The organism is Thermostichus sp. MS-CIW-38 (assembly GCF_054058415.1).
Genome location: NZ_JBSSAH010000042.1, coordinates 1 through 26,697 on the forward strand (window position 1 = coordinate 1; position 26,697 = coordinate 26,697).

30 protein-coding genes, 1 pseudogene and 1 riboswitch are annotated in these 26,697 nt (G+C 58.4%); of the genes and pseudogenes, 12 read left to right on the forward strand and 19 right to left on the reverse strand.

Going from position 1 to position 26,697, the window contains the following annotated elements:
* Positions 1–139: pseudogene (locus ACVWXZ_RS12050) on the reverse strand (RNA-guided endonuclease TnpB family protein); the annotation flags it as partial.
* A gap of 295 nt (positions 140–434) precedes the next feature.
* On the opposite strand from ACVWXZ_RS12050, the gene ACVWXZ_RS12055 reads away from it, so the two are divergent.
* On the forward strand, positions 435–1,259 hold the full coding sequence (locus ACVWXZ_RS12055) for a tetratricopeptide repeat protein (RefSeq protein ID WP_457403864.1): 825 nt from the start codon (positions 435–437) through the stop codon (positions 1,257–1,259).
* Between the two features lie 79 nt (positions 1,260–1,338).
* Here the strand turns inward: ACVWXZ_RS12055 and ACVWXZ_RS12060 are convergent, their stop codons facing one another.
* Complete coding sequence (locus tag ACVWXZ_RS12060) at positions 1,339–1,686, reverse strand: STAS domain-containing protein (protein ID WP_457403865.1); 348 nt, start codon at positions 1,684–1,686, stop codon at positions 1,339–1,341.
* Positions 1,687–1,839: 153 nt separating this feature from the next.
* On the opposite strand from ACVWXZ_RS12060, the gene ACVWXZ_RS12065 reads away from it, so the two are divergent.
* Positions 1,840–3,021 (forward strand): glycosyltransferase family 2 protein, encoded by a 1,182-nt coding sequence (locus ACVWXZ_RS12065; RefSeq protein WP_457403866.1) that lies wholly within the window; start codon positions 1,840–1,842, stop codon positions 3,019–3,021.
* Between the two features lie 8 nt (positions 3,022–3,029).
* Here the strand turns inward: ACVWXZ_RS12065 and ACVWXZ_RS12070 are convergent, their stop codons facing one another.
* Entirely contained in the window at positions 3,030–3,824 is a 795-nt protein-coding gene (locus tag ACVWXZ_RS12070; protein ID WP_457388095.1) for a Uma2 family endonuclease, read from the reverse strand.
* Positions 3,825–4,031: 207 nt separating this feature from the next.
* Between ACVWXZ_RS12070 and ACVWXZ_RS12075 the strand changes: the two genes are divergently transcribed.
* The gene (locus ACVWXZ_RS12075) at positions 4,032–4,724 is read left to right on the forward strand and encodes a response regulator transcription factor (RefSeq protein ID WP_457403868.1); all 693 of its coding nucleotides are present in this window, start codon (positions 4,032–4,034) and stop codon (positions 4,722–4,724) included.
* 63 nt (positions 4,725–4,787) lie between these two features.
* On the opposite strand, the gene ACVWXZ_RS12080 is transcribed toward ACVWXZ_RS12075, so the two are convergent.
* Positions 4,788–4,937, reverse strand: coding sequence for a hypothetical protein (locus ACVWXZ_RS12080; protein ID WP_187147255.1), 150 nt, complete (start codon positions 4,935–4,937; stop codon positions 4,788–4,790).
* Between the two features lie 941 nt (positions 4,938–5,878).
* Here ACVWXZ_RS12080 and ACVWXZ_RS12085 point away from each other — a divergent pair.
* Positions 5,879–6,640 (forward strand): E3 ubiquitin ligase family protein, encoded by a 762-nt coding sequence (locus ACVWXZ_RS12085; protein ID WP_414342134.1) that lies wholly within the window; start codon positions 5,879–5,881, stop codon positions 6,638–6,640.
* Positions 6,641–6,673: 33 nt separating this feature from the next.
* Here ACVWXZ_RS12085 and ACVWXZ_RS12090 read toward each other — a convergent pair whose 3' ends face one another.
* Positions 6,674–7,228: a DUF4079 domain-containing protein gene (locus tag ACVWXZ_RS12090; protein WP_011431843.1), complete on the reverse strand. Its 555-nt coding sequence runs from the start codon at positions 7,226–7,228 to the stop codon at positions 6,674–6,676.
* 239 nt (positions 7,229–7,467) lie between these two features.
* Between ACVWXZ_RS12090 and ACVWXZ_RS12095 the strand changes: the two genes are divergently transcribed.
* Complete coding sequence (locus tag ACVWXZ_RS12095; protein ID WP_071818135.1) at positions 7,468–7,959, forward strand: phycobilisome linker polypeptide; 492 nt, start codon at positions 7,468–7,470, stop codon at positions 7,957–7,959.
* A 266-nt stretch (positions 7,960–8,225) separates the two neighbouring features.
* Positions 8,226–10,580, forward strand: a complete 2,355-nt coding sequence (locus tag ACVWXZ_RS12100; protein WP_457482558.1) for a polysaccharide deacetylase family protein — start codon at positions 8,226–8,228, stop codon at positions 10,578–10,580.
* Positions 10,581–10,620: 40 nt separating this feature from the next.
* Here ACVWXZ_RS12100 and ACVWXZ_RS12105 read toward each other — a convergent pair whose 3' ends face one another.
* Genes ACVWXZ_RS12105 through ACVWXZ_RS12150 form a run of 10 tightly spaced genes read right to left on the reverse strand, consistent with a single transcriptional unit; the run spans position 10,621 to position 18,622 of the window.
* On the reverse strand, positions 10,621–11,760 hold the full coding sequence (locus ACVWXZ_RS12105; RefSeq protein ID WP_414342139.1) for an alpha-D-ribose 1-methylphosphonate 5-triphosphate diphosphatase: 1,140 nt from the start codon (positions 11,758–11,760) through the stop codon (positions 10,621–10,623).
* Positions 11,741–12,436, reverse strand: a complete 696-nt coding sequence (locus ACVWXZ_RS12110) for an ATP-binding cassette domain-containing protein (protein WP_011431839.1) — start codon at positions 12,434–12,436, stop codon at positions 11,741–11,743. The genes ACVWXZ_RS12105 and ACVWXZ_RS12110 overlap by 20 nt, the downstream gene beginning before the upstream one ends.
* A 10-nt stretch (positions 12,437–12,446) precedes the next feature.
* Positions 12,447–13,214 carry an ATP-binding cassette domain-containing protein gene (locus ACVWXZ_RS12115; RefSeq protein WP_011431838.1) on the reverse strand — a complete coding sequence of 256 codons (768 nt, stop codon included), beginning with the start codon at positions 13,212–13,214 and terminating at the stop codon, positions 12,447–12,449.
* Complete coding sequence (locus ACVWXZ_RS12120; RefSeq protein ID WP_414401843.1) at positions 13,207–14,073, reverse strand: alpha-D-ribose 1-methylphosphonate 5-phosphate C-P-lyase PhnJ; 867 nt, start codon at positions 14,071–14,073, stop codon at positions 13,207–13,209. Before ACVWXZ_RS12120 ends, ACVWXZ_RS12115 begins: the two co-directional genes overlap by 8 nt.
* Positions 14,057–15,109, reverse strand: a complete 1,053-nt coding sequence (locus ACVWXZ_RS12125) for a carbon-phosphorus lyase complex subunit PhnI (RefSeq protein ID WP_457482559.1) — start codon at positions 15,107–15,109, stop codon at positions 14,057–14,059. The genes ACVWXZ_RS12120 and ACVWXZ_RS12125 overlap by 17 nt, the downstream gene beginning before the upstream one ends.
* A complete protein-coding gene (phnH, locus tag ACVWXZ_RS12130) occupies positions 15,094–15,663 on the reverse strand; it encodes a phosphonate C-P lyase system protein PhnH (RefSeq protein ID WP_011431835.1) in 570 nt (189 codons plus the stop codon). The genes ACVWXZ_RS12125 and phnH overlap by 16 nt, the downstream gene beginning before the upstream one ends.
* An 8-nt stretch (positions 15,664–15,671) precedes the next feature.
* Positions 15,672–16,091: a phosphonate C-P lyase system protein PhnG gene (gene phnG / locus ACVWXZ_RS12135; RefSeq protein WP_011431834.1), complete on the reverse strand. Its 420-nt coding sequence runs from the start codon at positions 16,089–16,091 to the stop codon at positions 15,672–15,674.
* 9 nt (positions 16,092–16,100) lie between these two features.
* Entirely contained in the window at positions 16,101–16,919 is an 819-nt protein-coding gene (phnE, locus tag ACVWXZ_RS12140; protein WP_457482560.1) for a phosphonate ABC transporter, permease protein PhnE, read from the reverse strand.
* Complete coding sequence (gene phnD / locus ACVWXZ_RS12145; protein WP_457440721.1) at positions 16,888–17,784, reverse strand: phosphonate ABC transporter substrate-binding protein; 897 nt, start codon at positions 17,782–17,784, stop codon at positions 16,888–16,890. The genes phnE and phnD overlap by 32 nt, the downstream gene beginning before the upstream one ends.
* 46 nt (positions 17,785–17,830) lie before the next feature.
* Positions 17,831–18,622, reverse strand: coding sequence for a phosphonate ABC transporter ATP-binding protein (locus ACVWXZ_RS12150; RefSeq protein WP_414388969.1), 792 nt, complete (start codon positions 18,620–18,622; stop codon positions 17,831–17,833).
* A gap of 278 nt (positions 18,623–18,900) precedes the next feature.
* On the opposite strand from ACVWXZ_RS12150, the gene hisIE reads away from it, so the two are divergent.
* The 6 genes from hisIE to ACVWXZ_RS12180 all read left to right on the forward strand — a co-directional run bounded on the left by hisIE (position 18,901) and on the right by ACVWXZ_RS12180 (position 24,488).
* Positions 18,901–19,533: a bifunctional phosphoribosyl-AMP cyclohydrolase/phosphoribosyl-ATP diphosphatase HisIE gene (gene hisIE, locus ACVWXZ_RS12155; protein WP_457384686.1), complete on the forward strand. Its 633-nt coding sequence runs from the start codon at positions 18,901–18,903 to the stop codon at positions 19,531–19,533.
* Positions 19,493–20,167 carry a DUF1997 domain-containing protein gene (locus tag ACVWXZ_RS12160; protein WP_457384685.1) on the forward strand — a complete coding sequence of 225 codons (675 nt, stop codon included), beginning with the start codon at positions 19,493–19,495 and terminating at the stop codon, positions 20,165–20,167. Before hisIE ends, ACVWXZ_RS12160 begins: the two co-directional genes overlap by 41 nt.
* A gap of 46 nt (positions 20,168–20,213) precedes the next feature.
* A riboswitch (Fluoride riboswitch) is annotated at positions 20,214–20,319 on the forward strand.
* A gap of 145 nt (positions 20,320–20,464) precedes the next feature.
* Positions 20,465–22,114, forward strand: coding sequence for a cation:proton antiporter domain-containing protein (locus tag ACVWXZ_RS12165; protein ID WP_457482561.1), 1,650 nt, complete (start codon positions 20,465–20,467; stop codon positions 22,112–22,114).
* A gap of 52 nt (positions 22,115–22,166) precedes the next feature.
* Positions 22,167–22,598 carry a fluoride efflux transporter CrcB gene (crcB, locus tag ACVWXZ_RS12170; protein ID WP_457384683.1) on the forward strand — a complete coding sequence of 144 codons (432 nt, stop codon included), beginning with the start codon at positions 22,167–22,169 and terminating at the stop codon, positions 22,596–22,598.
* A gap of 309 nt (positions 22,599–22,907) precedes the next feature.
* Positions 22,908–23,252, forward strand: a complete 345-nt coding sequence (locus ACVWXZ_RS12175) for a DUF190 domain-containing protein (protein WP_011431825.1) — start codon at positions 22,908–22,910, stop codon at positions 23,250–23,252.
* Positions 23,253–23,294: 42 nt separating this feature from the next.
* Complete coding sequence (locus ACVWXZ_RS12180) at positions 23,295–24,488, forward strand: MFS transporter (protein WP_457403878.1); 1,194 nt, start codon at positions 23,295–23,297, stop codon at positions 24,486–24,488.
* A gap of 122 nt (positions 24,489–24,610) precedes the next feature.
* Here ACVWXZ_RS12180 and gloB read toward each other — a convergent pair whose 3' ends face one another.
* The 4 genes from gloB to ACVWXZ_RS12200 all read right to left on the reverse strand — a co-directional run bounded on the left by gloB (position 24,611) and on the right by ACVWXZ_RS12200 (position 26,475).
* The gene (gene gloB / locus ACVWXZ_RS12185; protein ID WP_414522627.1) at positions 24,611–25,369 is read right to left on the reverse strand and encodes a hydroxyacylglutathione hydrolase; all 759 of its coding nucleotides are present in this window, start codon (positions 25,367–25,369) and stop codon (positions 24,611–24,613) included.
* Between the two features lie 7 nt (positions 25,370–25,376).
* The gene (locus tag ACVWXZ_RS12190; RefSeq protein ID WP_011431822.1) at positions 25,377–25,640 is read right to left on the reverse strand and encodes a DUF3143 domain-containing protein; all 264 of its coding nucleotides are present in this window, start codon (positions 25,638–25,640) and stop codon (positions 25,377–25,379) included.
* 127 nt (positions 25,641–25,767) lie between these two features.
* Complete coding sequence (locus ACVWXZ_RS12195; protein ID WP_414330358.1) at positions 25,768–26,184, reverse strand: J domain-containing protein; 417 nt, start codon at positions 26,182–26,184, stop codon at positions 25,768–25,770.
* A gap of 111 nt (positions 26,185–26,295) precedes the next feature.
* Positions 26,296–26,475 carry a 50S ribosomal protein L32 gene (locus ACVWXZ_RS12200; protein WP_011431820.1) on the reverse strand — a complete coding sequence of 60 codons (180 nt, stop codon included), beginning with the start codon at positions 26,473–26,475 and terminating at the stop codon, positions 26,296–26,298.
* Positions 26,476–26,697 lie beyond the last annotated feature (222 nt).

Genomic DNA, 26,697 nt, shown 5'->3' on the forward strand with positions numbered 1-26,697 from the left:
TGTTCCAGCAGTTCTTTTGTTTGGCGGTGTCGAGAATCTGGTTGCAAGCATTCGCAAAGCCCTGCAAAGTGCGGTCAATTTCTTGACGCAACTCTTGTGGGACTATCAGCTTGCAACGTACGGATATAGTCTGGCTCATGGGCTTATTGTAGTTCATCCAGGCTTTTGACCAGCAAACCTATATGGAGGAGGGCTTTCCTCCCGACACCAAGCCTGCGGCTATGGTGCGGGCCTCCAGCCCGAAAATTTGGTGATCCGCATGGTTAAGAGGGAGTGAGGGGTGGCAAAAAGATTCAGCACTACCTAAATTCAGTACGGCATTGCCCTCCCCTTGGATGCTGTTTTCAAAAGTTTTGGGTATTGGGTAACCTCACCCCACAGCCTGCCCCGGCGCCGATGATAGAGTACAGAGGAGTCTTCTGCGCGAGCCCTTTATGCCTCAGTCCAAACCCCAAGAATCCCCAGCCCGCAAGCTCCTCAACATTTTGCTGCTGGTGGTGGGCACGGTAACTTTCTTGGGCTTCTCCTTTGGCCCGCTATTCCAGGCCCTCGGGCCTTCCGAATCTCCAGAGGCCAGCCGGGTAACCGAGCAACTGCGGGCCCAGGCAGACGGCTATCGCGTCGTGCTGGAGCGGGAGCCGGATAACCCCATTGCCCTGCGGGGGTTGATCGACACCCAACTGCAATTGAACGAGCCGCAAGGGGCAATCGAGCCGCTGAAGAAGCTGGTGGAACTGGAGCCCGAAAATCGGCAACTGAGAGCCTTTTTGGCCGAAATCCAGCAGGATACGGGGGATTTTGAAGGGGCATTAGAACAGCTCCAGATCCTTTACGAGGGGGATCCCAAAGATGGCCAGGTGCTGCAGCAGTTGGTGGATGTGCAGCTAACCCTGGGCCGCACCTCTGAGGCCATTGCCCTGCTGGAGAAGCATCTTGAAGAAGTGCCGGAAGATAATGATGTACGTTTGCGCTTGGCCTTTGTCTACGCCCGCAACAACCAGACTGAGAAAGCTGTAGTCCTCTACGACAAGTTGATTGCGGCGGATCCCAGTGATTTCACCCCCGTGTTGGGCAAAGCCATAGCCCTCAGCTCCGCCACCGATGAAAACCTACGGGCAAAAGCGCCTGAGCTGTTTGAGCAAGCAGCCCGGTTGGCCCCACCCCAAGTCCGGGAGCAAATCCAGCAGCAAGCAGAGATTTATGCTCAGGTGAACCGGCCCCAGACGGTCGAGAACCAAAACAGCAACCCCTCCCCCTGAGCAGGTTTTCAACCGTTAGGCTAATCCAGGTGTTGAGAAGCTGATCCCTGACGGTTCTCAGTTGACCCGATAGGGAGAGCTACGGAAAAGACTCAAGCGCCTTTTCTACAGAGGGGTAGATTTCGTAAATGGTATCCAAGCCGGTGATGGAGAAGAGCAGCTTGACTTGCTCCTGCAGGCCGCAGAACTTGAGTTGATAGCCTAAAGTGCGGCAATGGCGATGCGCCCAAACCAGAACCGACAACCCCACGCTGTCGATCAGGCTAACCTGACTAAGATCCAACAAGAAATGCCCCGGTTTCTCGGTGAGAATTTGGCTTAGCTCTTTCCGTACCTCGCGGGCAATCGCGGCGTTGAGCCTTTCACTGTGCAATTTCACAACCGTAACAGGGGATCCCTTGTGGCTGAGCCGGATGAAGACATCCATGAAAAGCCCGTCAGGTTTGAGGGGGGATGGGCACAGGCACGATGCAACCAGACTGATTTTGAATTGCTAAATCACCATGAGTATGAGTTTGTCCTCCCTGGGCTTCTCTTGCAAGCATTCTTGGACACTTTTCCCTTACAGGTTAGAACTGGCATGAACGGGATCCCTGCCTGGGCTGGAGATGCTGCCGCCCTGAGCCTATTGGTTATGCAAGTGCCGATGCTGGCGGTGCTGCTGGCGCGGCTGCTGCCCTCTTTGCGGCGCCCTTCCCCTCTGCCTCCCGGTCAGCCTGGGATCCCTTTGCAGCCGGGCTTGGTCAGCGTGTTGCTGCCTACTCTCAACGAAGCGGAACGCATCGATCCCTGCCTGGAAGGATTGCACCAACAGAGCTCCGTCCTGCGGGAGGTGCTGGTGGTGGACAGCCGCTCTCAAGATGGCACCCCCGAAAAAGTGCTGCAGATGGCCAAGCGGGATCCCCGCTTTCGCCTGCTGACCGACGATCCCCTCCCCGGCGGATGGGTGGGCCGCCCCTGGGCTTTGCACTACGGATTTCTCCAGTCGGATCCGGCCTCTGAGTGGATCCTGGGCATCGACGCCGATACCCGCCCCCAGCCAGGCTTGGTGGAGCGCCTGCTGGAAACTGCCCAGGCCCAAGGTCTGGATCTGATCACCCTGGCACCGCAGTTTATCCTGCAGCACTGGGGGGAAAGCTGGCTGCAGCCGGCTCTTTTGGTGACCCTGATCTACCGCTACGGGGCAGCCGGAGACAGGGCTACCCTGCCAGAACGGACGATGGCCAATGGGCAATGTATGCTAGTGCGCCGGTCGGTGCTGGAAGCGATGAATGGCTACACAGTGGCGCGGGCCTCCTTCTGTGACGATGTCACCTTGGTGCGGCAGATTGCGGCAGCCGGCTTTAAAGTAGCTTTTTACGACGGTCGGCACCTGCTCAAGGTGCGCATGTACACTTCTTTTGGCGAAACTTGGCGAGAGTGGGGCCGATCCCTCGATTTGAAAGATGCCACCCCTGTGGCCCAGTTGTGGGGGGATATAGCTCTCCTCGTCCTCACCCAAGGGATCCCTGGGCCGGTGGTTGTAGGGCTGTTGGGCAAAGCCGGGATGGGGTTTCCCTTTTCCCTGACGGAGCAGGTGCTGCTGGGGCTTAACCTAGGCTTACTGATTCTGCGCTTAGGTGTACTGCTGGGCATTCGCGGCTCCTATCAGGATCCCCCTTGGACGTTCTGGATGTCGCCTCTGGCGGATCCCTTGGCCGTTCTGCGGATAATCCTATCTGCCCTCAGCCGGCCCCGCTCTTGGCGCGGGCGCACCTACTAGGAGAGCCCTCAATCGGCTATTGCCTCGGGATCCACGCCCAACTCCCGCAATTTCGCGGCTAGGCGCTGCTGTTCCAGACGGGCCTGTTCGAGGGCTGCTTCTGCCGCCTCAGCCCGCTGCCGCTCCTGTTCGGCCCGCTGCCGCTCCTGCTCTACCTGTTCGATTCCCCATAGGAGCAAATTCCCATCGGCAGTCCACCACCGCAACCAGTTGGCTTTGGTCTCGGCTTTTTGTCCCCGCCACACCCCCAAAAACAAGCCAATCTCCGGGATCCAGTAGCGACGGTTTTCATCCGCCGATACAGGGGTATAGCGGCCATTCTCCAGGCGGTAGACATCCAGCTCACCGGTTTTGGGATGAAAGATTACATAGACAGGCACCTGCAAAATGCGCTCGTAGAAATACCATTTTCCATAGGGATAGTGGGGATTGATGGAGTACTCGCCGCCCTCGGTTTCGGAGATGAATTCCATCACAATCGCCGGGGGATTCCCTTCTAGGTGTGGGGTATAGCTGCGGCGGATCTCTCCTTCGGGAATCGGCTGTACTGCGGGCACATAAACCCAGTCGGGGGCTTTCACCACCACCTTGTCCCCGACAGTGCTGCAAAGGCCAAAGTTGGAGGCGATCAAAGCCTGGGCAGGGATCATCTGAGCGAGTTCCAATGCCTCACGCAGAGCAGCAGCCAAAAGGGGCTGTAAGGTGCTTTCCACAGGCTCATCCGGCAAGGGAAAGTCTTCCGGCAGTTTTTCCCATCGAATGGGAGGTAGGGGCGGGGTGAGCCGAACAGGAGAGAGGGTCATGGCTTAGGATACTCATGGTGATAAGGTACATGAATGCCTTTTGAATAACTCAAAGCACTTGCTGATATCAACCCCAGGCAATTCCACAAGGCTGTTGCAGGCTAGGACGGATTCAGTCATCTCGACTGCCAATCCATACGGTTGAGATATGCTTGGGGGCAATGAGCAAGTTTTTCGGCGTCTTCCTTGGATTCAGCAAGAGAGCGTATGCCAGAGCCTGAACCCACTTCTGCCCACATCCTGGTGATCGAAGATGAAGCTAAGCTGGCTCGTTTTGTGGAAACGGAGCTGACCTGTGAGGGATATCGAGTCAGCGTAGCCAGCGATGGCATGGCCGGGTTGAGGGCAGCCTGCGACCAAAACCCCGACTTGGTGCTGTTGGACTGGATGTTGCCCGGCATCTCAGGTTTGGAAATTTGTCGGCGACTGCGCTCAACGGGCAACCGCGTGCCGGTGGTGTTGATGACCGCCAGAGATGAGGTGGCGGATCGGGCAGCAAGCTTGGACGCTGGGGCGGATGATTACGTGGTCAAGCCTTTCAGCATTCAGGAGCTGCTGTCTCGGATACGGATCTATTTGCGGCAGCCAAGGCGATCCCGCGACGGCCAGTTGGTGTTCATGGATCTGACCCTGGATCCCGTAACGCGGGAGGTAACCCGGGGAGAGCGACAGGTGGAGCTGACGGCCAAAGAATACGACCTGTTGCGCTACTTGATGGAACACCCCCGTCAGGTGCTCACCCGCCAACAGATCCTAGAGCATGTGTGGGGCTGCGACTTCACGGGCGACTCCAATATCATCGAGGTCTATATTCGCTACTTGCGCCTCAAGATCGAAGGCCCAGGGGAGAAGCGCCTTATCCAGACGGTGCGCGGGGTAGGCTACGTGTTGCGCGATTGACATGCCCCCCGCCCCAAAGAGCAAGGATTCTGGTTCCTGGTTCTGCGACAGCACTTAGCTGTATCAGGTTTCCCCTCCACGACGGCGGTGCCTATCTCCCCAGTCGTTCCCCCAAGCGCTCCGCGCCGCTAGCGTGAAAGACTTGGCCAAGTGGTGATTTCTCACCAAGTTCTGCACCTGCAAGTCCTCATAAACCACAATGTCGTGAGACATTCCCACACACTGGGCTAGCTCAATAACCCGGTCTCTACGCTGGCGCCAGACTTTGATTTGGTTGAAGTGTACCTCGCCAAGCCGCTTCCTCTACTTGTGGTAGTTGCTGTATTGAGGTTTTACCCCCTTCCTATTCACGCCAGCGGGCCGTGGGCCTAACTTTCTGCTCAGTCTTCTTTGCTGTTGCTTCAATCTCCTTTCGGCACGACGCAAAAACTGGAGACACGGCACAGCTTGCCCACTGCTGTCGCCCACATCCAGCCCCACCACCTGGCCGGTGTACTCTGTCATCCAAGGCTTGGTACTGCGCTGGAGTGGCGTTGAGGAGTTTGGCTTCTCTGACCAGCGTGGGTGTATCTTATCGCAGGTCTAACAGGGCAAAAGCCGTCCTGGAAGGGCGGGGCTTCAGGCCTAGCTTCTTGGTAAAGTTTGGAACTGCCCGCATTCGGGATTGCCTTAAACTTCTCTTAAATCCTGTTTCACAGGTAACTGCTAGCATGAGGCCAACTTCACTCCCACCCCCGGAAAGGAAGGCCTTTATGAACTGGCTGATGCTGCTTGGTCTGCTTTGTCTTCCTGCCTCTCTGTTTTCGTTTGTTGAGTATTTGCGCTCCCAAAGGTTGGTTCAACAGCTCTCTGCAACTCGGTTGCTCAAGATAGCCGAGCTTCGCCATCTCGGTCAGACCAACCCCCAGGCAAAAGGAGCAAACTTGGCTCAAGTTTACGGCAGGGTTGTGTGCGATCGGCCTTTGGTATCGGAACTTTCGCGACAGCCTTGCGTCTACTACAAGTCTGAGATCTCTTGGGAGTATGACGAGATCGAATGCTATCGAAGGTATTTGAATAGCCAAGGCGATGTAGCGTATAGCGAACGGATCAGCGAAGGCGAATATCAGAACGCTCTACGCTTGGGATCCCGAGCAAAATCCTATCCGGGGGAGATGGTCGGGAAAAAGCCCGGCTTGGGCTACTCTGACTCCGGTTCTTTTCAGAAAAGGGTTGATCCCGACTACTCTAATTCTTTTCCACAAAAGCCCAACCCTGGCTACCCCGGTTCCGGTTCTTTCCAGAAAAAGCCTGGTTACCCCGACTACCCCCAGCAGCTTGGCTCTCCAGGCTATCCTCAAAAATCGCCGTTTTCCGAAGTAAGCTCTCCCCAAAAACACTACGCCAACGTGTATTACGATCCGAGCACAGGTCGGGAATATCTCCTTGAAAGAGAGACGAGAACGAGAGACGAAACCCTTCACTCGGTGGTTCGCCAGATCCCTTTTTTCATCGAAGACGAAACTGGAAGGGTGAGGGTGGATCCCACAGGTGCGGAGATAGAGGCTATGTCGGTTGTGGATGAGCATATTTTTCCAGGAAAAGGGCCCAGCCGGTTCAACTTCAATCTCAAGCGCTACCTTTCCGGAGTGAGAACAGAAAATCGCTCCACCCGAGCTTTTATCTATAAGGAATGGGTGATTCCGGTGGATGCGATGGCGTTTACCATGGGGCAGGTGCGTTTTGAGGCAGGGGATCCCGTGATCCGAAAACCCCTTTCTGGGGAAAGGTTTATGATTGCCCCCAAATCCCCTGAAGCCCTCTTGGAAGAGCAGCGCTCCAATGCCAGCAGCTACCTGGTGGGATCCGTCGTCCTGCTGGGTATCGGCATTTTCACCGTGCTCCACCTGCTGCAATCCCTGCAGCCTTATCGCTAGTTCCTGCCCAGGCAGAGGGAAGCCTACTGCCACTCACAACGACAAACCCAGCTTGAGCCCAAGCAGGGCATGGGCAAACAGTACACATAGAATGAGGCTGCCCACATAGGCATGGGTGGTGCGCAAAGCAGCGCGGTTGCCCCCAAAGCCGCTGAGGGACAAAGCTCCATTCACCGCCAACAACAGCAACACCAGGGATCCCGTCCAAAAATGGGGGCTGCTCAACAGGGGCTTCCCTTGCATCACCAGAGAAAGAAGGCCGCCAGTGTAGCCCAAGGCAATGAAGGTGGCCATCCAGGGGGCCAATTTGCGGTGGTCAAGCAGAGGCTTCTGGGCCGCTTCCGGCAGGGATCCCTCTGGCGCTGTGGAGGCGGCTGCCAGACGCAAGGCCCGTCCTCGCCACCCAGTCAGGCCGACAAAGCTGCCCATCACCACCACCACGATCCCCATCATCAAGGGGTGACCCCATTGCACAATGGGTTGGGGCAAGTTAAGGCCGGCAAAAAACTGGGCTACGGGCTGCAAGGTGGCGGCTAACCCATCCGAAGCTGCCGACAGATCCGGCAAGGCCAAGCTCAACAGGTTCATGGCACTCCCTCTACCTCCGCAATAAATCTACAGCTGCTTAACAAATCTACAACACCCCAATTCTAGAATGGGAGGACATCAGTGATCTCCCTCAATTCGTTGAAGGGAGGACGTCAGCTGACCCATGCCAGCGGGAAGCTTCTGGTGGGCACCTGGCAGCGGTAGAATGTCTGACGGTAAAGCTGTGGCTGTGAGCGGCTCTCTCGCCACTGAGTGCTGAGCAAAACGGAGTTGTTGAGATGGCCAAGTTGTTGTTGGGGGATCAAGCCTTTGAGGTCGAGCTGCTGACGGATGTGCCCACCAATTGGCCGGGAATTAAAGTCATGTCTAAGGGGGCCAAGCTGGACATTCCAGCGGGAACTGTGGTGAAGGTGGAGGCCGAGGATGACCACATAGCCGGCTCCTATAAGGTGGTCTATCGTTTGGCGCCTGCCTATCCCCGCAGCTGGCGGCTACTCCTGGAGCGGGAGAGCGTCGCCACGGCGCCTCAGGTGGCATCGGCTCCAGAACCAGAGGTTGCTCAGGCCAGCAGCTCAGAAGGAGGGCTGCCCAATAGCGATAAAATCTTCGCCATCAAGGTATCCGGCCTCGTGGGAGGAGGTGTGCGCAGAAGTGTTGTCGAGTACAAAGTGCCCTTCAGCCGCCTTTCCCAAGAAGTGAAACGGATCACCCAAATGGGAGGCAAGATCGTCAGCATTGCCGAGTCCAATCTGCTAAGCACCCTTGAGTAGCGGGCGGCTTCCTGGGAGGTTCTGGGTTCTTTCAGGCCACCCGTCCAGGCCGTTCTGGTTCAAACAATTTCAACGAGGGATCCCTGTAGAAAGCATGCGGCGATTTCTCCCCTATCCCCAACCTGAGGATGGGGTGGTAGGCTGGCGTTGGTTTTGCCGTTGCCTGGAAGGCTGCCTTTTCCTGCTGTCCTGGGGGTGGGCTTTGGGTAGGAAAAGGCGTTCCGGCAAGGGCTGAGCTTTTGCAATTGGGAGTGGGGAGTGAGGCCATGACATCTCGACGACAGCCGACGCGCTTGGGAGGGTCGATGCCCCAAGGCCATGCAGGCTTTGGGTCAGCAAGGGGATCCCAGCCGTACCCCTCGCCCACTCCACGACAAAGCTTTTCCTCTTCCTCTCGACGTCCGCTGGCCAAGTCTCGACCGAGGTTACTCCCCTTCTTAAGCTTGCTGGTGATCCTGCTGGGATTTGGGGCTGGGGCCCTGGTGGCCTGGGCAACTGCTCATCCCGACTGGGTCAGCCGCCTGCCGGGGCTCTCGCCACCTCTAGCGGAGATCCCTGCCCCCCGCGCCCACGCTAAAGCGGCTCAACAGCGCTTGCCCATCTCCTTAGAGACCCAACTGGAGCGGGATCCCTTTGCTTTGGATCCCTTGGCCAGCCTTTCTTATGTGCCCGCCATCATGTATCACGATGTGGTGGCTGGCCGCAAGCAGGTCTGGTTCGACACTACGGCGGCGGAGCTGCGGCAACACTTTGAGGCCATCAAGCAGGCGGGGTTGACCCCCATCCACATCGACCAACTGTACAAACACCTGCGGGACGGGGATCCCTTGCCGGAGAAAGCCATTTTGCTCACTTTTGACGACGCTTACCTGGGCCTGTACGAAAACGCCTACCCCCTTCTCAAGGAGTACAACTACCCTGCCGCCTATTTTGTGCAAACCGGGTTTGTCGGCGTGCCCACCAGCAAGGATCACTTCACCTGGGATCAAATGCGGGAGATGGATGCCAGCGGGCTGATCGACTTTGCCGCCCACACCGTCACCCATCCCCCTGACCTGCGGGTGCTAGACGATGCCCGTCTGCGGCGGGAAGTGTTCGACTGCAAGACCAAGCTGGAGCAGGAGCTGGGCCACCCCATCCACTACTTCGCCTATCCCGAAGGCAACCGGGACGAGCGGGTGAAGCAATACCTGGCCGATGCCGGTTACCGGATGTCTTTTACGATGGATCCCGGTTTTACAGGACAATCGCCCAACTTGCTGGAGGTGCGACGCTTTAACCAGTTTCGCATCACCGAGGCCATCATTGGCGCCCGCACCTTCACCCTCAACCGCAGCCCCGACTACCGGCTGGATGTGACCCAACCGTTGGCCTTGACCGACGAAGTGATCGACCAGGTGCGTGTTCTCACCCTTCGCGGCGGGCGGGCAGCTACGGTGCATGCGGAGCGGCGCTACGAGGTCAGCACCCTGGCCCAGCGCTACCAGGCCGATGCTGGCATTAACGGCAGCTTCTTCTCCATCCCTTGGATCAACTCCGCCAGCAATGTCATGGTGGGGCCGGTGATGGCTGCCAACCACAAGACCTTCATCCCCGGTCGCCCCGAAGATGACAAGGTGGTGCGCGGTCGCCCCTTGGTGCTGCTGGGCAGGGATCGCATCCGCTTTGTGCCCTTCGACCCCGATACGATGACCCGCTTGGAGAACATTCGCCAGTTGATGCCGGATGTCACGGATCTGTTTGTGGCCGGTCTATGGCTGGTTAAGGATGGCCATGCCCTCTCTCCGGCGGAGATCAACTCGTTCCGCCTTGCCAGCGCTGCTGAGTTTCGCCCCAGAGCTTTCTTTGGGGTAGATGACCAGGAGCGGGTGGTGATCGGAGTTACCAAAACCCACGTCAACGCCGCCATCCTGGCCAGTCTGCTGCCCAAAACCGGGATCCGGGAAGCCGTGCTGCTGGACTCTGGCTTTAGCACCTCCCTGGTCTACCAAGGGGAGATCCTCGCCACCGGCCATGCCGGTCCCAACCAGCCCAGCCGTCCTGTGCCCCATGCCATCTTGCTCTACGACCTGACTCGCCTTTGGCGGGAGGATCCCCTTCCCGAGGCCAAGGCTGGCTCTGAGGGAGATCGGCTGGAGGGGCTGGTGCAACTTTTGCCCGGCAGCGAGCAAGAGGCGGCCAAAGCCCAACTCAAGAGCATTCTGGCCGGCCAACGCACGTTGAGGCAGGGGGATCGGGGGGCAGCGGTGGTAGCTGTGCAACTGGGGTTGAGCCGTTTGGCCGCTCAGCAGGGACGGCTGGATCTACTCCCTTCAGGCCCTGATGGGGTGTATGGTCAAGAGCTGGCCCAGGCAATGGCGGAATTGGTGCTGGCTGCACCTGAGCGCAGTGAGATGGGATCCCCCCTTCCAGCCACCCCTACCCCCCTGGTGGCCGGAACGGCGACAGCCCGCCAAGGGGTGGACATCATCGATGCTCAACTGCTGCGGCGTCTGCTGGAGCGCGTTAACTTGGCCTCTCCCTCGGTACTGGTGGATACGCGCTTAGAACGGCCTGCCCTGTCCCTGGAGCGCAAGCCAACCCGGAAACTGCTGCCCAGGGTTGCCTTCGGGCAGGACTAAGTCTTGTCTTCGCCTTCCAACCTAGGCCTTGGAGGGAAGCCTAGAAGACCCCCCTCCAACAGAGGCTATCTCTGAGAAAGACGGGCCTGCCGGCAACGAATACACCCATAACCTGGAAGGGTTTCTCCCGCAGCACCACTAGATCGGCTCTTAGGCCTGGGCGAAGGGCTCCCCGATCCTGCAGACCAACCGCCTGGGCAGGGTTGTGAGTGACCAAAGCTATGGCTTGGGGCAGATCCAGCAGCTGCTTCTCCGCCAAGGCAAAGGCAGCCCTCAAGGCTGAAGCGGGGGAGTAGTCAGTGGCCAAGGCGCCTAGGGCTCCTACTTGTAGAGCCTCCGAAGCGGAGAGATTGCCGACATGGGAGGATCCCCTCAGGGCATTGGGAGCCCCCATGACCACCAGCAGGCCCAGTTTCCGCGCTTCCAAAGCTGCTGCTAGGGTAACCGGAAACTCGCTAATTTTCAGGCCCATCTTGGCCATTAACTGAACCTTGGCGGGGCAGTCGTCGTCGTGGGAAGCCAAAGGTACCCCCAAAGCTTGCGCTTGCTGAGCCAATTGGGCAAAGCTCTGCAAGGTCTCCTCCCCCGCCTTGGCCGCCAAACTAGCGGCAACCTCCTCGGAAGGCCGGGCCAGCTGGCGAGCCATGTAGCGGATGTAGTCCTCCGGCGTCCGGAATTGGCCTTGGCCGGGGGTGTGGTCCATGAAGGAAAGGAGATCCACCCAGCCTTGGCTGAGAGCTTGGCGAACAGCTGCTGCTCCCAAGGGGCGCGAGAGTTCATAGCGAGCGTGGATCCTCAAGTCCAGAGCCAGCTGGGAACGCAGCGCCACCAACTGCTCTGCCATAGCCAAGGCCGTTTCTGGGCTGCGCCAGCCAGGCAGGCCTTCCCAAAAGGACAGAGTTACAAAGGCAGTGGTAATCCCCGCCGCCAAAGCTCGGTTTTCCCAAATCCCCAAGGCCATGTCCACCGCCAGCTGTACCCCTGGGCGCGGCTCCAGCTCGGGCTCCAGGCTATCGGTATGGAGGTCGACTACGCCGGGCACCAGGGTAAGTCCTCGCAAAGGGATCCCTTCCCCCACTTGCCCCTGCCGAATCTCGGCAATCCGCTCCCCCTCCAGCCGCAGGGATCCCACCGGGAGGACACCATCGGGGAGAACTAGCTTAGGCCCTGCTAGCCACATTTGCCCTCACCTCTAGGGAATAGGTTTTGTCAACCAAACCCGACACATCGTCTAAGGAGTGAAAAACGCCAATGATAGCTGTTCCCTGCTGCTTCAAGGCTCGTAGGCGTTCTCGCAAGGCCAACTTGGCTGCAGTATCCAAGCTGGCGGTGGGCTCGTCCAGAAGCAGCAGCGGATAGGGGTGGATGAGAGAGCGAGCCAAGTTGACTTTCTGTTTCTCGCCCCCCGAGAAGCTGGTTGGAAAAGTCTCCAGCAACTCTGGCTTCAGACCCAGCTCCAGGAGCAGCTCTGCTGCTCGATGTCGCGCTTGGTTTTCCGCTACTCCCTGCCACAGCAAGGGCTCCGCAACCAGCTCCAAGGCCGTGGTGCGGGGCCTGGGATCCAGAAACTGGCTGACGTAGCCGATGCGCTCGCGGCGGATTGCTAACACCTCGCGATCCCCTAAGCGGGCCAGATCCACCGTTCCCAGAGGGGTCTGCAGGAGGGCTTGTCCTGCCGTAGGCCAATAGCTGCGGTAGAGGGTTCGCAGTAGAGAAGACTTGCCAGAGCCGTTGGGGCCCTCCAGCAGCAAAAACTCTCCGGCTTGCAGGGAAAAGCTCACCTGCTGGAAGGCCAGAACCTCTCGCCCCAGTCGGTGAAGAAAGAACCGCTTTTCTAAGTTAACGACCTGCAACACCTTGCCCTTCCTAAAGTCTTGCGGCAACCAGATCCTGGGTAAAGGGGTGGCGAGGATCCTCCAGCACTTGGTCGGCCAATCCCTCCTCCACTACCTCCCCCTGGTACAACACCACAATTCGATCCGCCACAGCCCTCACGACCGAGAGATCGTGGCTTACTAGGATGAGGCTCATCCCCAACTGCCGCTTGAGGCGGCGCAGAGTATCCAGAAAGGTGGCCTGCACCAGCAAATCCAAACCGGTGGTGGGCTCGTCCAAAAGAACAGCCAGAGGCTTTTGGACTAAAGCTTTGGCAATCTGTACCCGCTGGCGCTCTCCTCCCGAAAGAGAAGCTGGGGGATCCCCGGCTCGCTCTAAAGGAAAATCGGCTCGCTCCAAAGCCTCCTGCGCCTCCGCTTCCAGCACTCCAAACCGCCGTTCTCCTCTAAGGACAAGGGGCTCCGCAACATTAGTCAGGGCCGCAAAGCCCATGCGCAGGGCCTGGGCGGCATCCTGATAGACCATGGCCAGGTAGTGCCGCGCCGCAGGCTGCTCGTAGCGAGAGAGCAACAGCAGGTTACGTCCCTCCCAACCCGGCACGTTTAGCCGATACTCCCCCTGGGCTGTCTCCTGAAGGTAAAGGATCTTCAGAAGAGTAGTCTTGCCACTGCCGGAAGCTCCCACCACCCCCAGCACCTCTTGGGGATAGAGCTTGAGGCTGACGTTCTTAAGCGCCCAGCGATCCCCGTAGGCTTTGCAAACCTTGACCAGCTCCAGAAGGGGGGTCTCCTCAGCCATGCTCTTTCTCCACAAATAGAGGACCGCTCGTTTTCCCGGCCAGCAGCTTTTCCATATAGCCCTGGTCGGAGATTTCATAGGCCAAGCTGCCATCTTCTTGGGGAATGGCGTTGAGGAAGACGTGGCGGCAACCGCTGCGACGGCAGGATCCCAAAATGGGCTCCGGCTGGAAGGGCCGATCCACAAAGGCCAAGGGCTCCACCCGGGTGTAGGGAGGGACGGCATAGAGCCGCTTCTCCCGCCCGGCCCCAAAGAGGGTGATATGGGCTGCCAGATGCAGCTTGGGCAGATCCCAGCGGGGCAGAGGGCTGGGATCCATCCCATAGCGCCCATGGACCAGAACTGGGTAGGCCGCTCCCTTGCGGCTCTGGCCGTGGCGTAGGTGCTCCTCAAAAAGATCCACCCACAGCAGGCTATAGTCGCCCAGAGCATGTAGCTCCCGCGCCCTGGCGTCAGAGGGCTCCACATAGCGCAGAGGCTCAGGGATGGGAACTTGCAGGATTAGGATTTGACCTTCTTGGAGCCGCTCCTCGGGGATGCGGTGGCGGCTTTGGATGAGGGTGGCCTCCAGCGTGTCGGTGGTTGTTCGAGCGCCGCTGACCTGGGCAATGAAGCGGCGCAAGTTGGCGGCATTGACAGAGTCATCGGCCCCCTGGTCAATGACCTTCACCACGTCCTGCGGCCCCACCAGGCTGAGCGTAAGCTGCAATCCCCCTGTGCCCCAGCCGCGAGCCAGCGGCATTTCCCGGCTAGCAAAGGGAACTTGATGGCCCGGTATGGCCAGGGCCTTGAGAACCTTGCGCCGAATTTCTCGCTTGGCCTCCGGATCCAGGTAGGCATAGCTATGCTTGGGTTTCAAGGGAGGCCTCCTTTTGGAAGTGGCTCATCCAGTTGCTGAGAAAGGTTACGCAGTGGGGTAGCTTGTAGTGGAGGGCAAAGCCGGAGGCCTCCACGGGATCCGTATGCACCAGGACAAACTCCTCGCTGCGAGCCGGATGGCTGGGGCGATCCATTTCCAAATCCAGCATGGCGCCAGCGATGGCCCGCCCCTCGTTCCAACCCAGGCTAGCGGCAAAGCCCAAGCGGTATCCTTTTTCTCCGTGTCCCACCACCTCAGTAAAGACCAGGCGGATCCGCCCCAGGCGAAAGCTTCCCCCCCGCACAGGATGAAAGGCGCGTACCTCGAGATAGCCCACGCCCAACTCGGCAACCGTTGGGTGGGTGTGGACGTTGTAGGCGCGCATGGCGCTGTAGGCCAGAGCCAGAAGTCCCCCCGTATCTCCCCTGGCCAAAGCTTGCAGGCGGTGGGCCCGCGGCGCTGGAAACAGCAGTGGCTGCCGCGTCAAGTCGGGAATCTCTTCCCCTGGAGCAGGGCTACTGGCTTGCTGCTCTGCCGTGGGATCTTCTTCCAGCAGACCTTGCTCCCTCAGCCAGCTGCGCACAGAAGGATAGTGCTGGGCAGCAGCCACGGCCGCCGGCTCTAGCGGGGGGCTTTCAGAAAAGCCCAAAAGACGCAGGCTGTAGTCTAGGGTGGGCCCCAAGACCTGGCCGCCGGGAATGCTCTTGAAAGCCGAGGAAAGCCGACGCACCAGCAGGAGATCTTCCTTTTTCTGCAGCTGGGCTTTCCCTAGGCGGGGGAGAGTAGTCCGGTGTGCTCTCAGAAGCAGCAGGGCCTCGTAGAGGTCCCCCCCTGTCTGCACAAGGGCAGTGGCCGCCAGCTCCGGAGCCCACAGCCCCGCCTCTGCCATCACATGATCCAGGAGATAGGGCAGCCCAGCCAGCTGCTTTGTCCGGCCTCGCCTGCTTTTGGCTTCTGCCGCTGACAACAGCTCGCGAAAAAGGGCCTCGGCATTGAGAATGGCCTCTTGGCTGCCCCGCGCTACGACATAGCCCATCCACCCACCTCCACGCTTCGGGGTAAGCCTACCACTTGGGGGCCGTCAGTTAACAGGATGTCCACTCCCAGCGGGTAGGCCAGGATCTGGGAGCGCAGCTGCCAAAACAGAGAGGGCAAGCCTACAGCCAACTGGATCTCCCCAGCTATGCCGGGCCCTCTGAGCAACACAGGGGATCCCCGGCCCAAGGGGGCCCCCAGGATAAGGGTCGCTCCCGCTTCAGGCTCAAGGTGGGTGCCTCTTTTGAGAGCCAAAAGGCTGTCTGGGCCAGCGGGCAAACTCTCCAGCTGCTCGGCAAAGACAAAGTCAGCAGCCTCCAAAGCCACAGGCCGGGGATCCTGCCCACGCAAATCCGACAGCAGCCAGCTTGGCGCCCAAACCCCTACATTGCCATCCACCAGCGTCAGCCCAATGAGGCGAAAGGCTTGGCGAAGGGAGCGAGCGGGAAAGCTCTCCAGACGGCCAGGGTAGCTCAACGCCCTAACCAACGCCCGGAAGACCTGCTGGCTTTGCTTTTCTGCCAGTCCCGGTGTGGGGCCGTAGGCTTTGGACATCCCCAGGCTCACAGAGTCTCCACCTCCAGGCGAGTTGCAGCTACCTTGCGCCAGAGGCGCTCGTCTTCTTCTTGAAGATCCTTCTGAGCCGCTAGCGCCAAAGCCTGGATCTTCTCCACAGCAATTCCCGCCTGCAGAGCGGCGTCTAGGTAGGCCAGGGCGCGCGCCAGACGCGGCTTTTCCCCCAGCACCATCCCGTATCCTTCTACTCCCTTTTTTGGAAAGCGCAGCCAGACCTCGTAGACCAGCACTTCTCCCACGTAGAAGGGCGTCCCCGTGCGGGAGTCCTCAAAGGGGAGCGCCAGCAGCCCTGCCCCTTCCCTGAGCTTTTGGCTGGATCCCAGAGCAGGCCTGACCTCCCGCGCCAAAGCCAGCACCTCCTTCTCGGGGGCCTCCTGCAACAGCTCTAGCATCTCAAGGGGCTGCATCCCAGCCTCCTAAATCAAGGTCTGGCGGATCCGCGCCGAAACTTTGTCAATCGTAAATACAGCCAGCAGAATCAGGAGAACGACCGTGGCCGCATCTTGAAAGCGAAAGGCTCGTATGGTCTGCATCAAATCAAACCCAATGCCCCCTGCCCCCACCAAGCCCAAGACCGTTGCCGAGCGCACGTTAGCCTCAAAAAGGTAGAGAGTACTGGAGTAAAAGGCAGGAGCCACTTGTGGCCAGAAGCCATAGGCGATAACCAGGAGAGGGTGGGAACCTGTAGCCTCTACCGCCTCCACCTGCTTCATATCTACTGTCTCGATGGCCTCTGAGAGGAGCTTGCCTGCCACACCCGCCGTGTGCAGGGTCAAAGCTAGGATCCCTGGCAAGGGTCCTAGGCCAATTGCGGCCACAAAAACCAATGCCAAGACCAGTTCATTGAGCCCCCTGAGGACATCCATGAGCCCGCGCACAAGCAGGTAAACCGCAGGGGAACGCATGACATTTCTGGATCCCAGGAAGGCCAAGGGAACCGTGAGAAAAGTGGCCAGGAAGGTGCCCCAGAGGGCCATCATCAGGGTTTGCAACAGGGAGTAAAGGAAGTTGGGCAAGAAGTAAAAGCTGGGAGGAAAGAAGCGAGCCAAGAAGGCCGCACTCCTCCCCAAGCCAGCTAACAACTTTCCTGGCGAGATCCCGGCAGGCTCCGCCGTCAGCAAGAGAGCGAGAAAAACCCCCCCATACAGCACAACCGTGCTCAGCTCCCTGCGCTTAAGCTCTGCTGGCAGGGGGGGAAGTCTCCTAGAGTTGGCACTCAGGTTTCTTAAGAGCATCGTTGACCTTGCGGAAGGGATCGTAATCTGCGTCGCTAGCCGGCTCAAAGCCCTTCAGCCCACGAGCCTCCAGCCATTTCTGACCCTCCGGCGTGTTTTCGTACTCCAGATAGACCGTGCGCAAGGCCTCCTTGAGATCCTCTGGCAGATCTTTACGGTAGGCCCAGGGAGAGGAAGGAATGGGATCCGATCTCCAGATGACCTCAAAGTCCTCTATGCCTTTGATCTGCCCCTTGTTGGTGGCAAGGCTGATCCCGGTATCCCAGGTTACACCAACGGGAATGGTTCCCTGAGCTATCCCCAAGATGACCGACTCGTGGTTGCCAGCAAAAACCACCCGCTTGAAATACTCCTTGGGCTTGATTTTGGCCTCAAGACAGAAGTGGGCCATGGGCACCTTGAAGCCAGAGGTGCTCTCTGGGTCGACGAAAGCAAAATCTTTGCCCTTGGCGTCTTCTAGAGTTTTGATGCCACTGCCTTTCTTGGAAAGTATCAAGGAGTGATAAACGGTACCCGAGCGCAGCGAGTCCTCTTTCACGAACGCTTCAATGGGAGCGTTGGCCTTTTCAATGGCATCTACGTAGGAGCCAGGGCCGTAGAAAGCTACGTGAGTTTGGCCTTGTGCCTGGGAGACCATCACCGCCGTGTAGTCACTGCCCACAAACAGGCGGACGGGGATCCCCAGTTTTTGTTTGAGATAATCCAAAAAGGGAGCATAGCGAGCTTCGTAATCGGCAGCACTCTCCACCGGTACTTCAGCAATCACCAGCTCCTTGGGCCAGTTTTGCTTCTGAGCCAGCCCTGGAACCCAGCTGGAAATTCCCATGAGGAAGGCAGCAAGGAACAGAATTTTTCTTCTCCGCATAAGGTTTTCTCCTTTGCAGTTAACTTGCGGTTGAAGGTGGATCTTGTTAGACCATCAAGGTTGAGGAAAACCATTCGCTTGCCTCGTGGGTTTCCTTCTCCCCAAAGTAGAGCTCCTTTTCCTTTTCAGAGGTAAAATCGGAAAGCGGCCCATTGAAGAAAACCTGGCCCTCCTTGAAAGCAACGACTCGATCGGCGTAATGGCGCACCATTTCTAGGTGGTGCAGGGTAACCAGCAACGGAATCCCCTGGCGGCGCACCGCTCCCAGCAGCAGCTCCATAATTACCTTTGCATTTTTAGGATCCAAAGCCGAAATGGGCTCGTCGGCCAGAATCAGGGCTGGCTCCTGGATCAAGGCGCGAGCAATACCCACTCGCTGCTGCTGCCCCCCTGAGAGAGCGTCGGCCCTTTGCCAGGCATGCTCTAGCAACCCTACCTCTTCCAGCAGCTTTTCCGCCTTGGCCAAATCCTGAACAGAAAAGTGCTTGAAAAGACCCCGAATGGGACTCAGGTGAGGCAGACGCCCAACAAGAACGTTTTCCAGAACCGTCAGGCGCCCGATGAGTTGAAAGGTCTGGTAGACCATGGCCGTGCGCCTGCGCAGCTGTTGCAGGGCATCCCTTTGGCCTTCATGGAGAGGAAGAGAATCAACCCAAACTTTTCCGCCGCTGAGCTTGACCATCCCTTTCAAAAGCCTAAGAAAGGTCGACTTTCCTGCTCCCGAAGGTCCGATCAAGGCCACAACCTGCGCTCCATCGCCAAATAGGTCAAGGTAAACCTCCCTTAGGGCAACCTTGTTTTTGAAGGCAACCCAAAGGTTCTCGACTTGGATGCGCATAAGCTACCTCACGGCGGGAAAACCGGTAACAAACTTAGCAGATTGGCCTGATACTGAGGTTAAAACCAAGTTAAGCTTTGCTGGCCTGGGCAGCAGGACTTCTCAATGGCTTCTCGAAACTGGCTTTGGCCTGGAGGGCGCTCTTGGAGGTACCCCTGGGAGAGCTTGCTCTGCTATCCTGCTAATAATCTCGATTGATTTTCTGCCAAACCCTTATGGCTGCTGCTGTGATCTCGGGCCTCTCTTGGCAGTCCCCCAGAGCCCTTTCACCGGAGGAGATGGCTTGGTTAGGCAGCCTCACCTACAATGAGCAGGGCCTGATCCCGGCCATCGTGCAGGACTACCTGGACGGAACAGTGCTGATGATGGCCTGGATGAACCGGGAATCGCTGCAAAAAACCCTGGAAACAGGCCGCACCTGGTTCTGGAGCCGCTCGCGGCAGGCGTTGTGGCCCAAGGGGGAAACTTCTGGCCATGTGCAGTGGGTCAAGCAAATCCGCTACGACTGCGACGGCGACGCGCTGGTGATCTTGGTGGAGCAGGTGGGAGATGCAGCTTGCCACACGGGGGCGCGCAGTTGCTTCTTCCGCCCACTGCCAGGGGATCAAAGGGATCCCATCCCGGCAGCAGATACTCTGTCTCAGGTGTTTGCCGTGGTCAAGGCCCGCCAGGCGGATCCCCGTCCCGATTCCTACACCAGCAGCTTGCTAGCCAAGGGGGAAAATGCCATTTTGAAGAAACTTGGCGAGGAGACGGCTGAGGTGGTGATGGCGGCTAAGGATCAAGACCGCGTGGCTTTGGCCCGTGAGGTGGCCGATCTCTGGTACCACTGCCTCGTGGCTCTTGCTCATTATCAGGTGGATATTAAGGATGTCTATCGCCAGCTCCAAGCCCGCCGTTCCGCCAAGTGAAAGGGCCGTGTCCTCCGAAGGCGGCGCCCCTGATCTTCTGGATCCCTCTCTGGACAAAGCCCACCTGGATTTGCGAGCCACGCGGTGTGGACAAGTGGATCTGGAGACGGATCGGGAGACCTTGGCCCGTTACCTAAGAGGCCACGCCCAGTGGATCCAGCGGTGCTTTAGGCCGTTGCAGGTGGAAGCTTTGTCCGCCGAGACCTACCGGCTGCAGTTTTTTCGCATGGGCGGCCTTGGGTTTGAGCTGGAGCCCAGTTTTGGGGTGAGGATCTGGCCGGATGAAGATTACCGGTTTCGCCTGACCTCGATTGAGTTGCCCGGCGATGAGGGAATGCCTTACCGGGTCAGCTGCCAAGCCGATTTCCGGCTGGAGGAGCTACAGGGATCCCTGAAAGACCTGCCCACAACTCGTGTTCACTGGTCTCTTCATCTGGAGATTGGGCTGGCTTTGCCCAGGTTTTTGCAGGTTCTGCCCCGCAAGTTGGTTTATCGGGTGGCCCATCAAGTGGTGCAGCAGGTAACCCGGGGTATGAGTGACCGCCTCACCCACAATGTGTGCAGCGATTTCTATCGCTCTATTGGGTGTCCCGATCACCCCTATCGCTTAATTGCAGTGGAAGACAAAGCGTGATATCTTAGGCGCCAAGTAAGTTGCCGGTCAGCTTTCGAGTAGTGCTCCGGCAACCGGCGATGGAGTTCGCCGCAACCGCCTCACTTGGAATTTTTCTATAGAGGAAGAGGGTTCTAACCTCAAAAGCTGAGGCTGATGACTCCTACACTTCTGGGCAAGTCCAGGGGGTAGGGGTCTTTGGCTTTGTTTGAGGCCCCACCCTGCGGACGCGATGGTGCTCCCGCTCCTGACGCGGATGGCTTTTTCTCCCTGGGCTGCCCTTCAACACCCTGACGACAAGGAGATGAGGATCTGGTGATGCTGGGCAGTTGGCTGTGGATCTTGGTGATGGGCTTTTTTGTCGGCCAAATCGTGGGTCGGCTGGGGATGCCCCCCCTGCTGGGGATGATCCTCGTGGGGATCTTGCTGGGAGAGGTCTTGTCTCCCGAGGTGCTGGCAGCGGCAGGGGATCTGCGGCTGGTGGCGGTGATGATCATTTTGATGAAGGCGGGCCTGGGGCTGGATCGGGAGAAGCTGGTCCAGCAAGGGTCTGTAGCCCTGCGGCTGGGGTTTTTGCCGGCAGCCTGCGAGGCGGTGGCGGTGGCCCTGTTGAGCACTGGGATCCTGGGGTTAGACTGGCCTACCGGTTTGCTGCTGGGCTGTGTGATCGGGGCGGAGTCGCCGGCTGTGATCGTGCCGGGGATGTTGCGCCTCAAAAGCCTGGGCTGGGGGGTGGCCAAGGGGATCCCGGATGCTATTTTGACCGGCAGCGCCCTTTCCGACGTACTGCTGTTGTTGGGGTTTAGCCTGTTGCTCAGCTTTTTGGGCCAAGGATCCGCCGCGAGCGTTCGCTTAGGAAGCCTGGAGCTGTCGCCGCTGCAGTGGCTGCCGTTCCAGGTGGTGATGGAGATCCTGCTGGGCGTGGCTGTAGGCTACCTGGGGGCGCGGGTTCTGGTGTCGCTGCTAACCCAACAAAACTGGACTCGCAACAGCGTGCAGGAAGTGCTGCTGGCTGCCTGTATGGCCCTGGGCTTGGTGCTGGCGCCGCAGGTGTGGCCCTATTTTTCCGGCTATTTGGCGGTGATGGCCATGGGGTTTTTTCTGATTGAGCTGGATGCCCCTTTGGCGCGGCGGCTGCGGGGTGGGTTCGATGCCCTCTGGACGGTGGCGGAGATCGTGTTGTTTGTGCTGTTGGGAGCGTCGCTGGATCTGGGGGTGCTGGGATCCGTGTTTTGGCCGGGCTTGCTGCTCTTGACCTTGAGTCTGCTGCTGGGGCGGGGCCTGGGTTGGTGGCTTTCCACTCTGGGAAGCAATTGGAACGGGCGGGAGCGGCTGTTTTTGCTACCGGGCAACATGGCCAAGGCGACGGTGCAGGCGGCTATTGGTGGGATCCCTTTGGCCCAAGGGATCCCCGGTGGGGAGATCATTTTGGCTTTGGCGGCTCTGTCGATTTTGGTCACGGCCCCCCTGGGTGCTTGGCTGACCCAGGTGTGTGCTCCCCGGCTTTTGGAAAAAGGAGAGGTGGATCCCACCAAGGTAGGCAGCCAGGGCAAGGTGAGCTTTTTGGCAGCGGTGGACACCTCCCCTTTGGCCGAAGCCGTGCTGCGCAAGGTGGCCGATTTGGCGCGGCGGGTGGATGGGGAAGTGATTGTGTTGCATGTTACCGATGAGCCGCAGGGGAAAGGGGTAGAACTGTTGCGGCAACTCACCCAGCGTCTTTTGGCGGACATTCGCCACCAGTTTTGCTTGGCCTCGGGGCCCTTGGCAGAGACCATCGTAACCCTAGCTCAGGAGCGGCAGGTAACCGACATCGTCATGGGCAAGCGGGGCCACCGCGGCTGGGAGCAGGTTTTGGTGGGATCCACTTCCCAAGCGGTGTTGGAAACCAGCCCGATTCCGGTAATTTTGGTAGAGGAAGAGGACTTCAAGAGAAGCAGGATCCCTATCTCTGAGGGCAGAAAAAGCTAAGGATCCCACCTTTTCCGTAGGAAGTTCTGGGAACACAGTTCAAGGAGAATAGATGCGCTTGCAATCGGTGTGGGCTTACCTAAACCATGGCTTGGTCTCTCCCAGTTTGAGAGTTCCCTTTGCGGTTGCGTTGGGGGCTATTGGCGGATCCCTGAGTCGCTACTATCTATCCCTCTGGTTTGCGGAGCGATTTGGCCCTAGCTTTCCCTACGGAACCCTGATCATCAACTTATCGGGTTGTGTGGTCATGGGTTGGTTCATGACCGTGGCTATGGAACGCCCTGAGATCTCACCGGAAATTCGCCTGCTGTTCGGGGTGGGATTCCTGGGTTCCTACACCACCTTTTCTACCTATGAACTGGATACCTTTAGCCTCTGGCAGCAACATCGCTTTGCTGCTGGGCTTGTCTATTGGCTCGGTTCTTGCCTATTTGGAGCCTTGGCTATGGAGATTGGGATCCTGTTGGCACGATTGTGGCGATAACGTTTAACGTAACCCCTATCAATCAGCAATCTATCCATCCAAAAGCCAGGTGCAGCAACTGGTCATTTTGGGCAATAACTTTTTTCTTAAAAGCACCGGGATCCCCACTAGTCAACCCCCTGGAATTTCTTATCTTAAGGAGCACTCTTCACCAAAGCAATATACAGTTTTTCCAGCGTTACTCACTACAGCCAATGCCAGCCAATCTCTTGCCTGACAAGGATCCCACTTCACTGTAGACCTTATGTGAAGCGGAAAAATCTGTAACCATGACAATCGCAACAGCCCAAAGACAAAAGGGATACAAGTATGCTAGATGATGAACCAGAAGTTTATAAATTGGATATTTACATCGGCGAGTCAGACCGTTGGCAAGGGAAGCCTCTCTACCTGGCTCTGCTGGAGCTAGGTCGTCAGCGTGGGCTAGCTGGTGGTACTGTGGTGCGAGCTATTGCTGGCTTTGGTCGAAACAGTCATATTCGCAGCAGTAACCTTCTAGAGCTTTCCACAGATCTGCCCATTTTGGTAACTTTCATCGACACGCCGGAAAAAATCAAAGCCTTTCTACCGGAAGTAAAAACTCTGATGCATGACGGTCTAGTTACTTGCCATAGGGTACAAGTATTCCATCATGTTCCTCATCAACAACAATAGTCCAGATCTGAAAATAGATTCCCCATTGCCAAGGAGCTGGTTATGCCCGATTCCCCTTCTGCCCTGCGCTTTATTGTTTTGCTGGGGATCGTCAGCCTCTGCGCCGATGCCACCTACGAAGGGGCACGCAGCATTTCTGGAGCTTTTTTGGGATCCCTAGGGGCCAGCGGCACGGTGGTGGGCCTGGTGGCCGGCGGGGGGGAGCTATTGGCCTATGGCTTGCGGTTGGGGGTGGGCTATTGGAGCGACCAGCTGGGCAGGGATCCCGCGCACCGCAGTCGGGGTCACTGGCGGCTCACCACCTTGGGCTATGTCATCAACACAGCGGTGATCCCGGCTTTGGCCTGGGCGGGCAGTTGGCCTTGGGCCGCCGTGCTGCTCTTGGCCGAGCGGACGGGCAAAGGGATCCGCACCCCGCCGCGGGACGTGTTGCTTTCTCATGCAGCCCTGCAGGTGGGACGGGGCTTGGGGTTTGGCCTGCATGAGACCCTAGATCAAATTGGGGCGGTGGGGGGGCCGCTGTTGGTGGCGGCAGTTCTGAAAGTCGGCTATGGCTTCCGGGGTGGGTTTTTGGCCTTGGGGATCCCGGCGGCAATAGGACTGGGGGTTTTGGGGCTGGCGCAATGGCTCTATCCCAGCCCACGAGACTTCGAGCCGGAGCCGGAGATGACCTCGGCAAAAGGCTTGCCCAGAGTTTTCTGGCTGTATCTTTTGGCAGCAGCCTGTGTGGCTATGGGGTTTGCGGATTTTCCCCTCATTGCCCTGCATCTGCAACAACAGTCAGGGAGCGATGGGGCAGGGATCCCTTTGCTCTATGCCCTGGCCATGGGGGTGGATGCCCTAGCAGCCCTGGGCTGTGGCTGGCTGTTTGACCGCGTGGGGCTGTGGAGCCTGCTGGGAGCGGTGGCGGTATCGGCTGGATTTGCGCCGCTGGCCTTTTCCGGTACCTATGCTCTGACGGTGCTGGGCATGGTGCTCTGGGGGATTGGTTTGGGGGCCCAAGAATCCATCATGAAGGCGGCGGTGGCCGGTATGGTAGCTCCCGAGACGAGGGGCTTTGCCTTTGGCCTGTTTACCAGTGTCTATGGATTGGCTTGGTTTGTGGGCAGCGCCCTGATGGGGGTGCTTTACGATTTCTCCCTGACTGGCTTAGTGCTCTTTTCGGTAGTCACTCAAGGGCTGGGGGCGGCTATCCTGCTGGCTCTAGTGTCCAGGAGGCAGGCCGAGGTGGGCTGATGAAAAGCCCCTGCACCAGATTACGGTGCAGCTCTTCGGGGGTTTCGTTTGTGCTAGTGGTGAGGAGCACCATCCCCTCAGGTTTTGGGCCACCTCCAGGAGCTTTTGTCAGAACCCGATTTTCAGAACTGATCCTTCATACCGCGCAGCCGGGCAAAAACCCGCACCGGATCCTGAGCTCCGGTGGCTGCCTGCAAAGCCGGCTGATCCCAACGCAAGAAGGGATTGGTGCGGCGTTCCTCGCCCATAGTGCTGGGTACTGTTGGGGATCCCGATTGGCGCAGGGCAGCCACCTGCTGATAACGCGCCTGCAGGTCGGGGTTGTCTCCATCCACTGTCAGGGCAAACCTGAGATTGTTCAAGGTGTATTCGTGGGCACACCACACCCGTGTGGCTTCCGGCAACTGCCGCAGTTGATCCAGGGATCCCACCATCTGCTCCGGCGTGCCTTCAAACAGCCGCCCGCATCCCCCGGCAAACAGGGTATCGCCACAGAAGAGATCCCCACTCTCGGAAAAGTAGTAGGCAATATGGCCGCGGGTATGGCCGGGCACAAACAGCACCTTTGCTAGCCGACCCGCAAACTCCACTGTTTCCCCTGCCTTGAGCTCCACCGTCTGGCCGGGGATCCGCCCCCGATCCACCTGGCTGCCATAGACTCTGGCACGGGGATAGCGCTCCAAAAGCTGTCGGTTGCCCCCCACGTGGTCGTGGTGGTGGTGGGTGTTGAAAATGGCCACCAACTCCGCCCCCAGCTCGGCCAGCTTTTCCAACACGGGCTCAGCCACTGCCGGATCCACCACGGCTGCTGTTGCAGTGTCGGGATTGTGGAGCAGGTAGATGTAGTTATCGCGCAGGGCAGGCAACTGGAGAACGCGCATGGCTCGGCTAACTCTCAAAAATGGCCTGTTCTACGTCTTGCCGGCTGAGGGAATAGGGAAAAGATAAAGTTTTCGTGTTGCCGTCTGGGTAGGTGTATCGCACCCAAATGCTGGTTTCTTCCAGGCGCAAAATGGCTTTCCAGCCAGGCCGTTCGCAAAACCACTGCTCCACATCCTGCGGATCGCGGGTGCAGCCCTGATCCTCCAGCCAGCGTTCGATGGTGTGGAGCGGGTGATTGTACAGGGGCGTGGTTGCAGGAGGCAAAGGCATGGCGAGATTCAAGAAAAGCAATCAAACCCTAGAGTCAACGGGCTATGTTCATTCAAGCACTCCTGATCCAGAATCCGAAAACTCGATCCCAATGTCCTACCGAAGAGGGCAGGAAATGCTCGCAGAATCAGCTTGCCCCACTCTCTCGCAGCCAAGCGAGGACACCTGCCAGTAGCAAACACACGACTAGGGTGGATCCCATCAGCAGCAGGGCACAAAGCTCACCAGGTGAAAGTGGGCGGGTTTCCATGCGCAGCTCTAGAGAATCGGCACCAAGGGATCCCGGCATGCCCAGAGATCCCGTGTTGGCGGTCACCGCCCGTAAGCTGGCATCGTAGATGGCCCGTTTCGCCGGGTTGCTAAGGACAAGGTAGGCCTCCTGCAACTCTTGGAAGCAGCGAATGGCCACTTCCGGAGCCAGGGGAGAAGTATCGGGATGGTAGCGCTTGCTCAATTGCCGGTAGGCCCGCCGGATGGCCTCAGGAGATGCCCCTGGAGACAGACCCAGCCGTTGGTAGTAGGTGAGGGAAGTCAAGGAGCGCATGCAACCTATGGAGGAGCAAGACTACAGGGGCAGCAAAACCGCTTTCAGGGGAGCACAGCTCTAGTCCAGTGTAATCACTCGCGCAGACACCGGGATCCCTGCAGCAAGCCTCTATTCTTCCTCATCCTCTTCAGACTTAGCTTTGGGATAGTAGAAACCGGTGTTGCGACCGCTGAGAATGGCGCGCCCAATGGTCATGGCTCGCTGGGCCTGGAGCTTAGCTTTGCCCAGCCAGACGGCGTAGCGCCTGCGACTGCGGGCTTTAGAAGTTTTCTTCTTAGGAACAGGCATGGCTTCGCACAAAAACACAGCCTTACTAGGCTAGCATTGAGGCTGCGCTGCCGATCCCAGCTTTATTCAGGCAAGTAGCCTATCAGTGGTTGACCAAAAGGCGCGGCAAGCCCCGTCCTTCAGGGCAGGGAAGGATAGCGCCGACCGTAGCCGACGCCCTTTAAAAACGCAGTGTCGGCCATGTGAATATCGTTGTCATCACGCATAGGCCAAGAATACGAT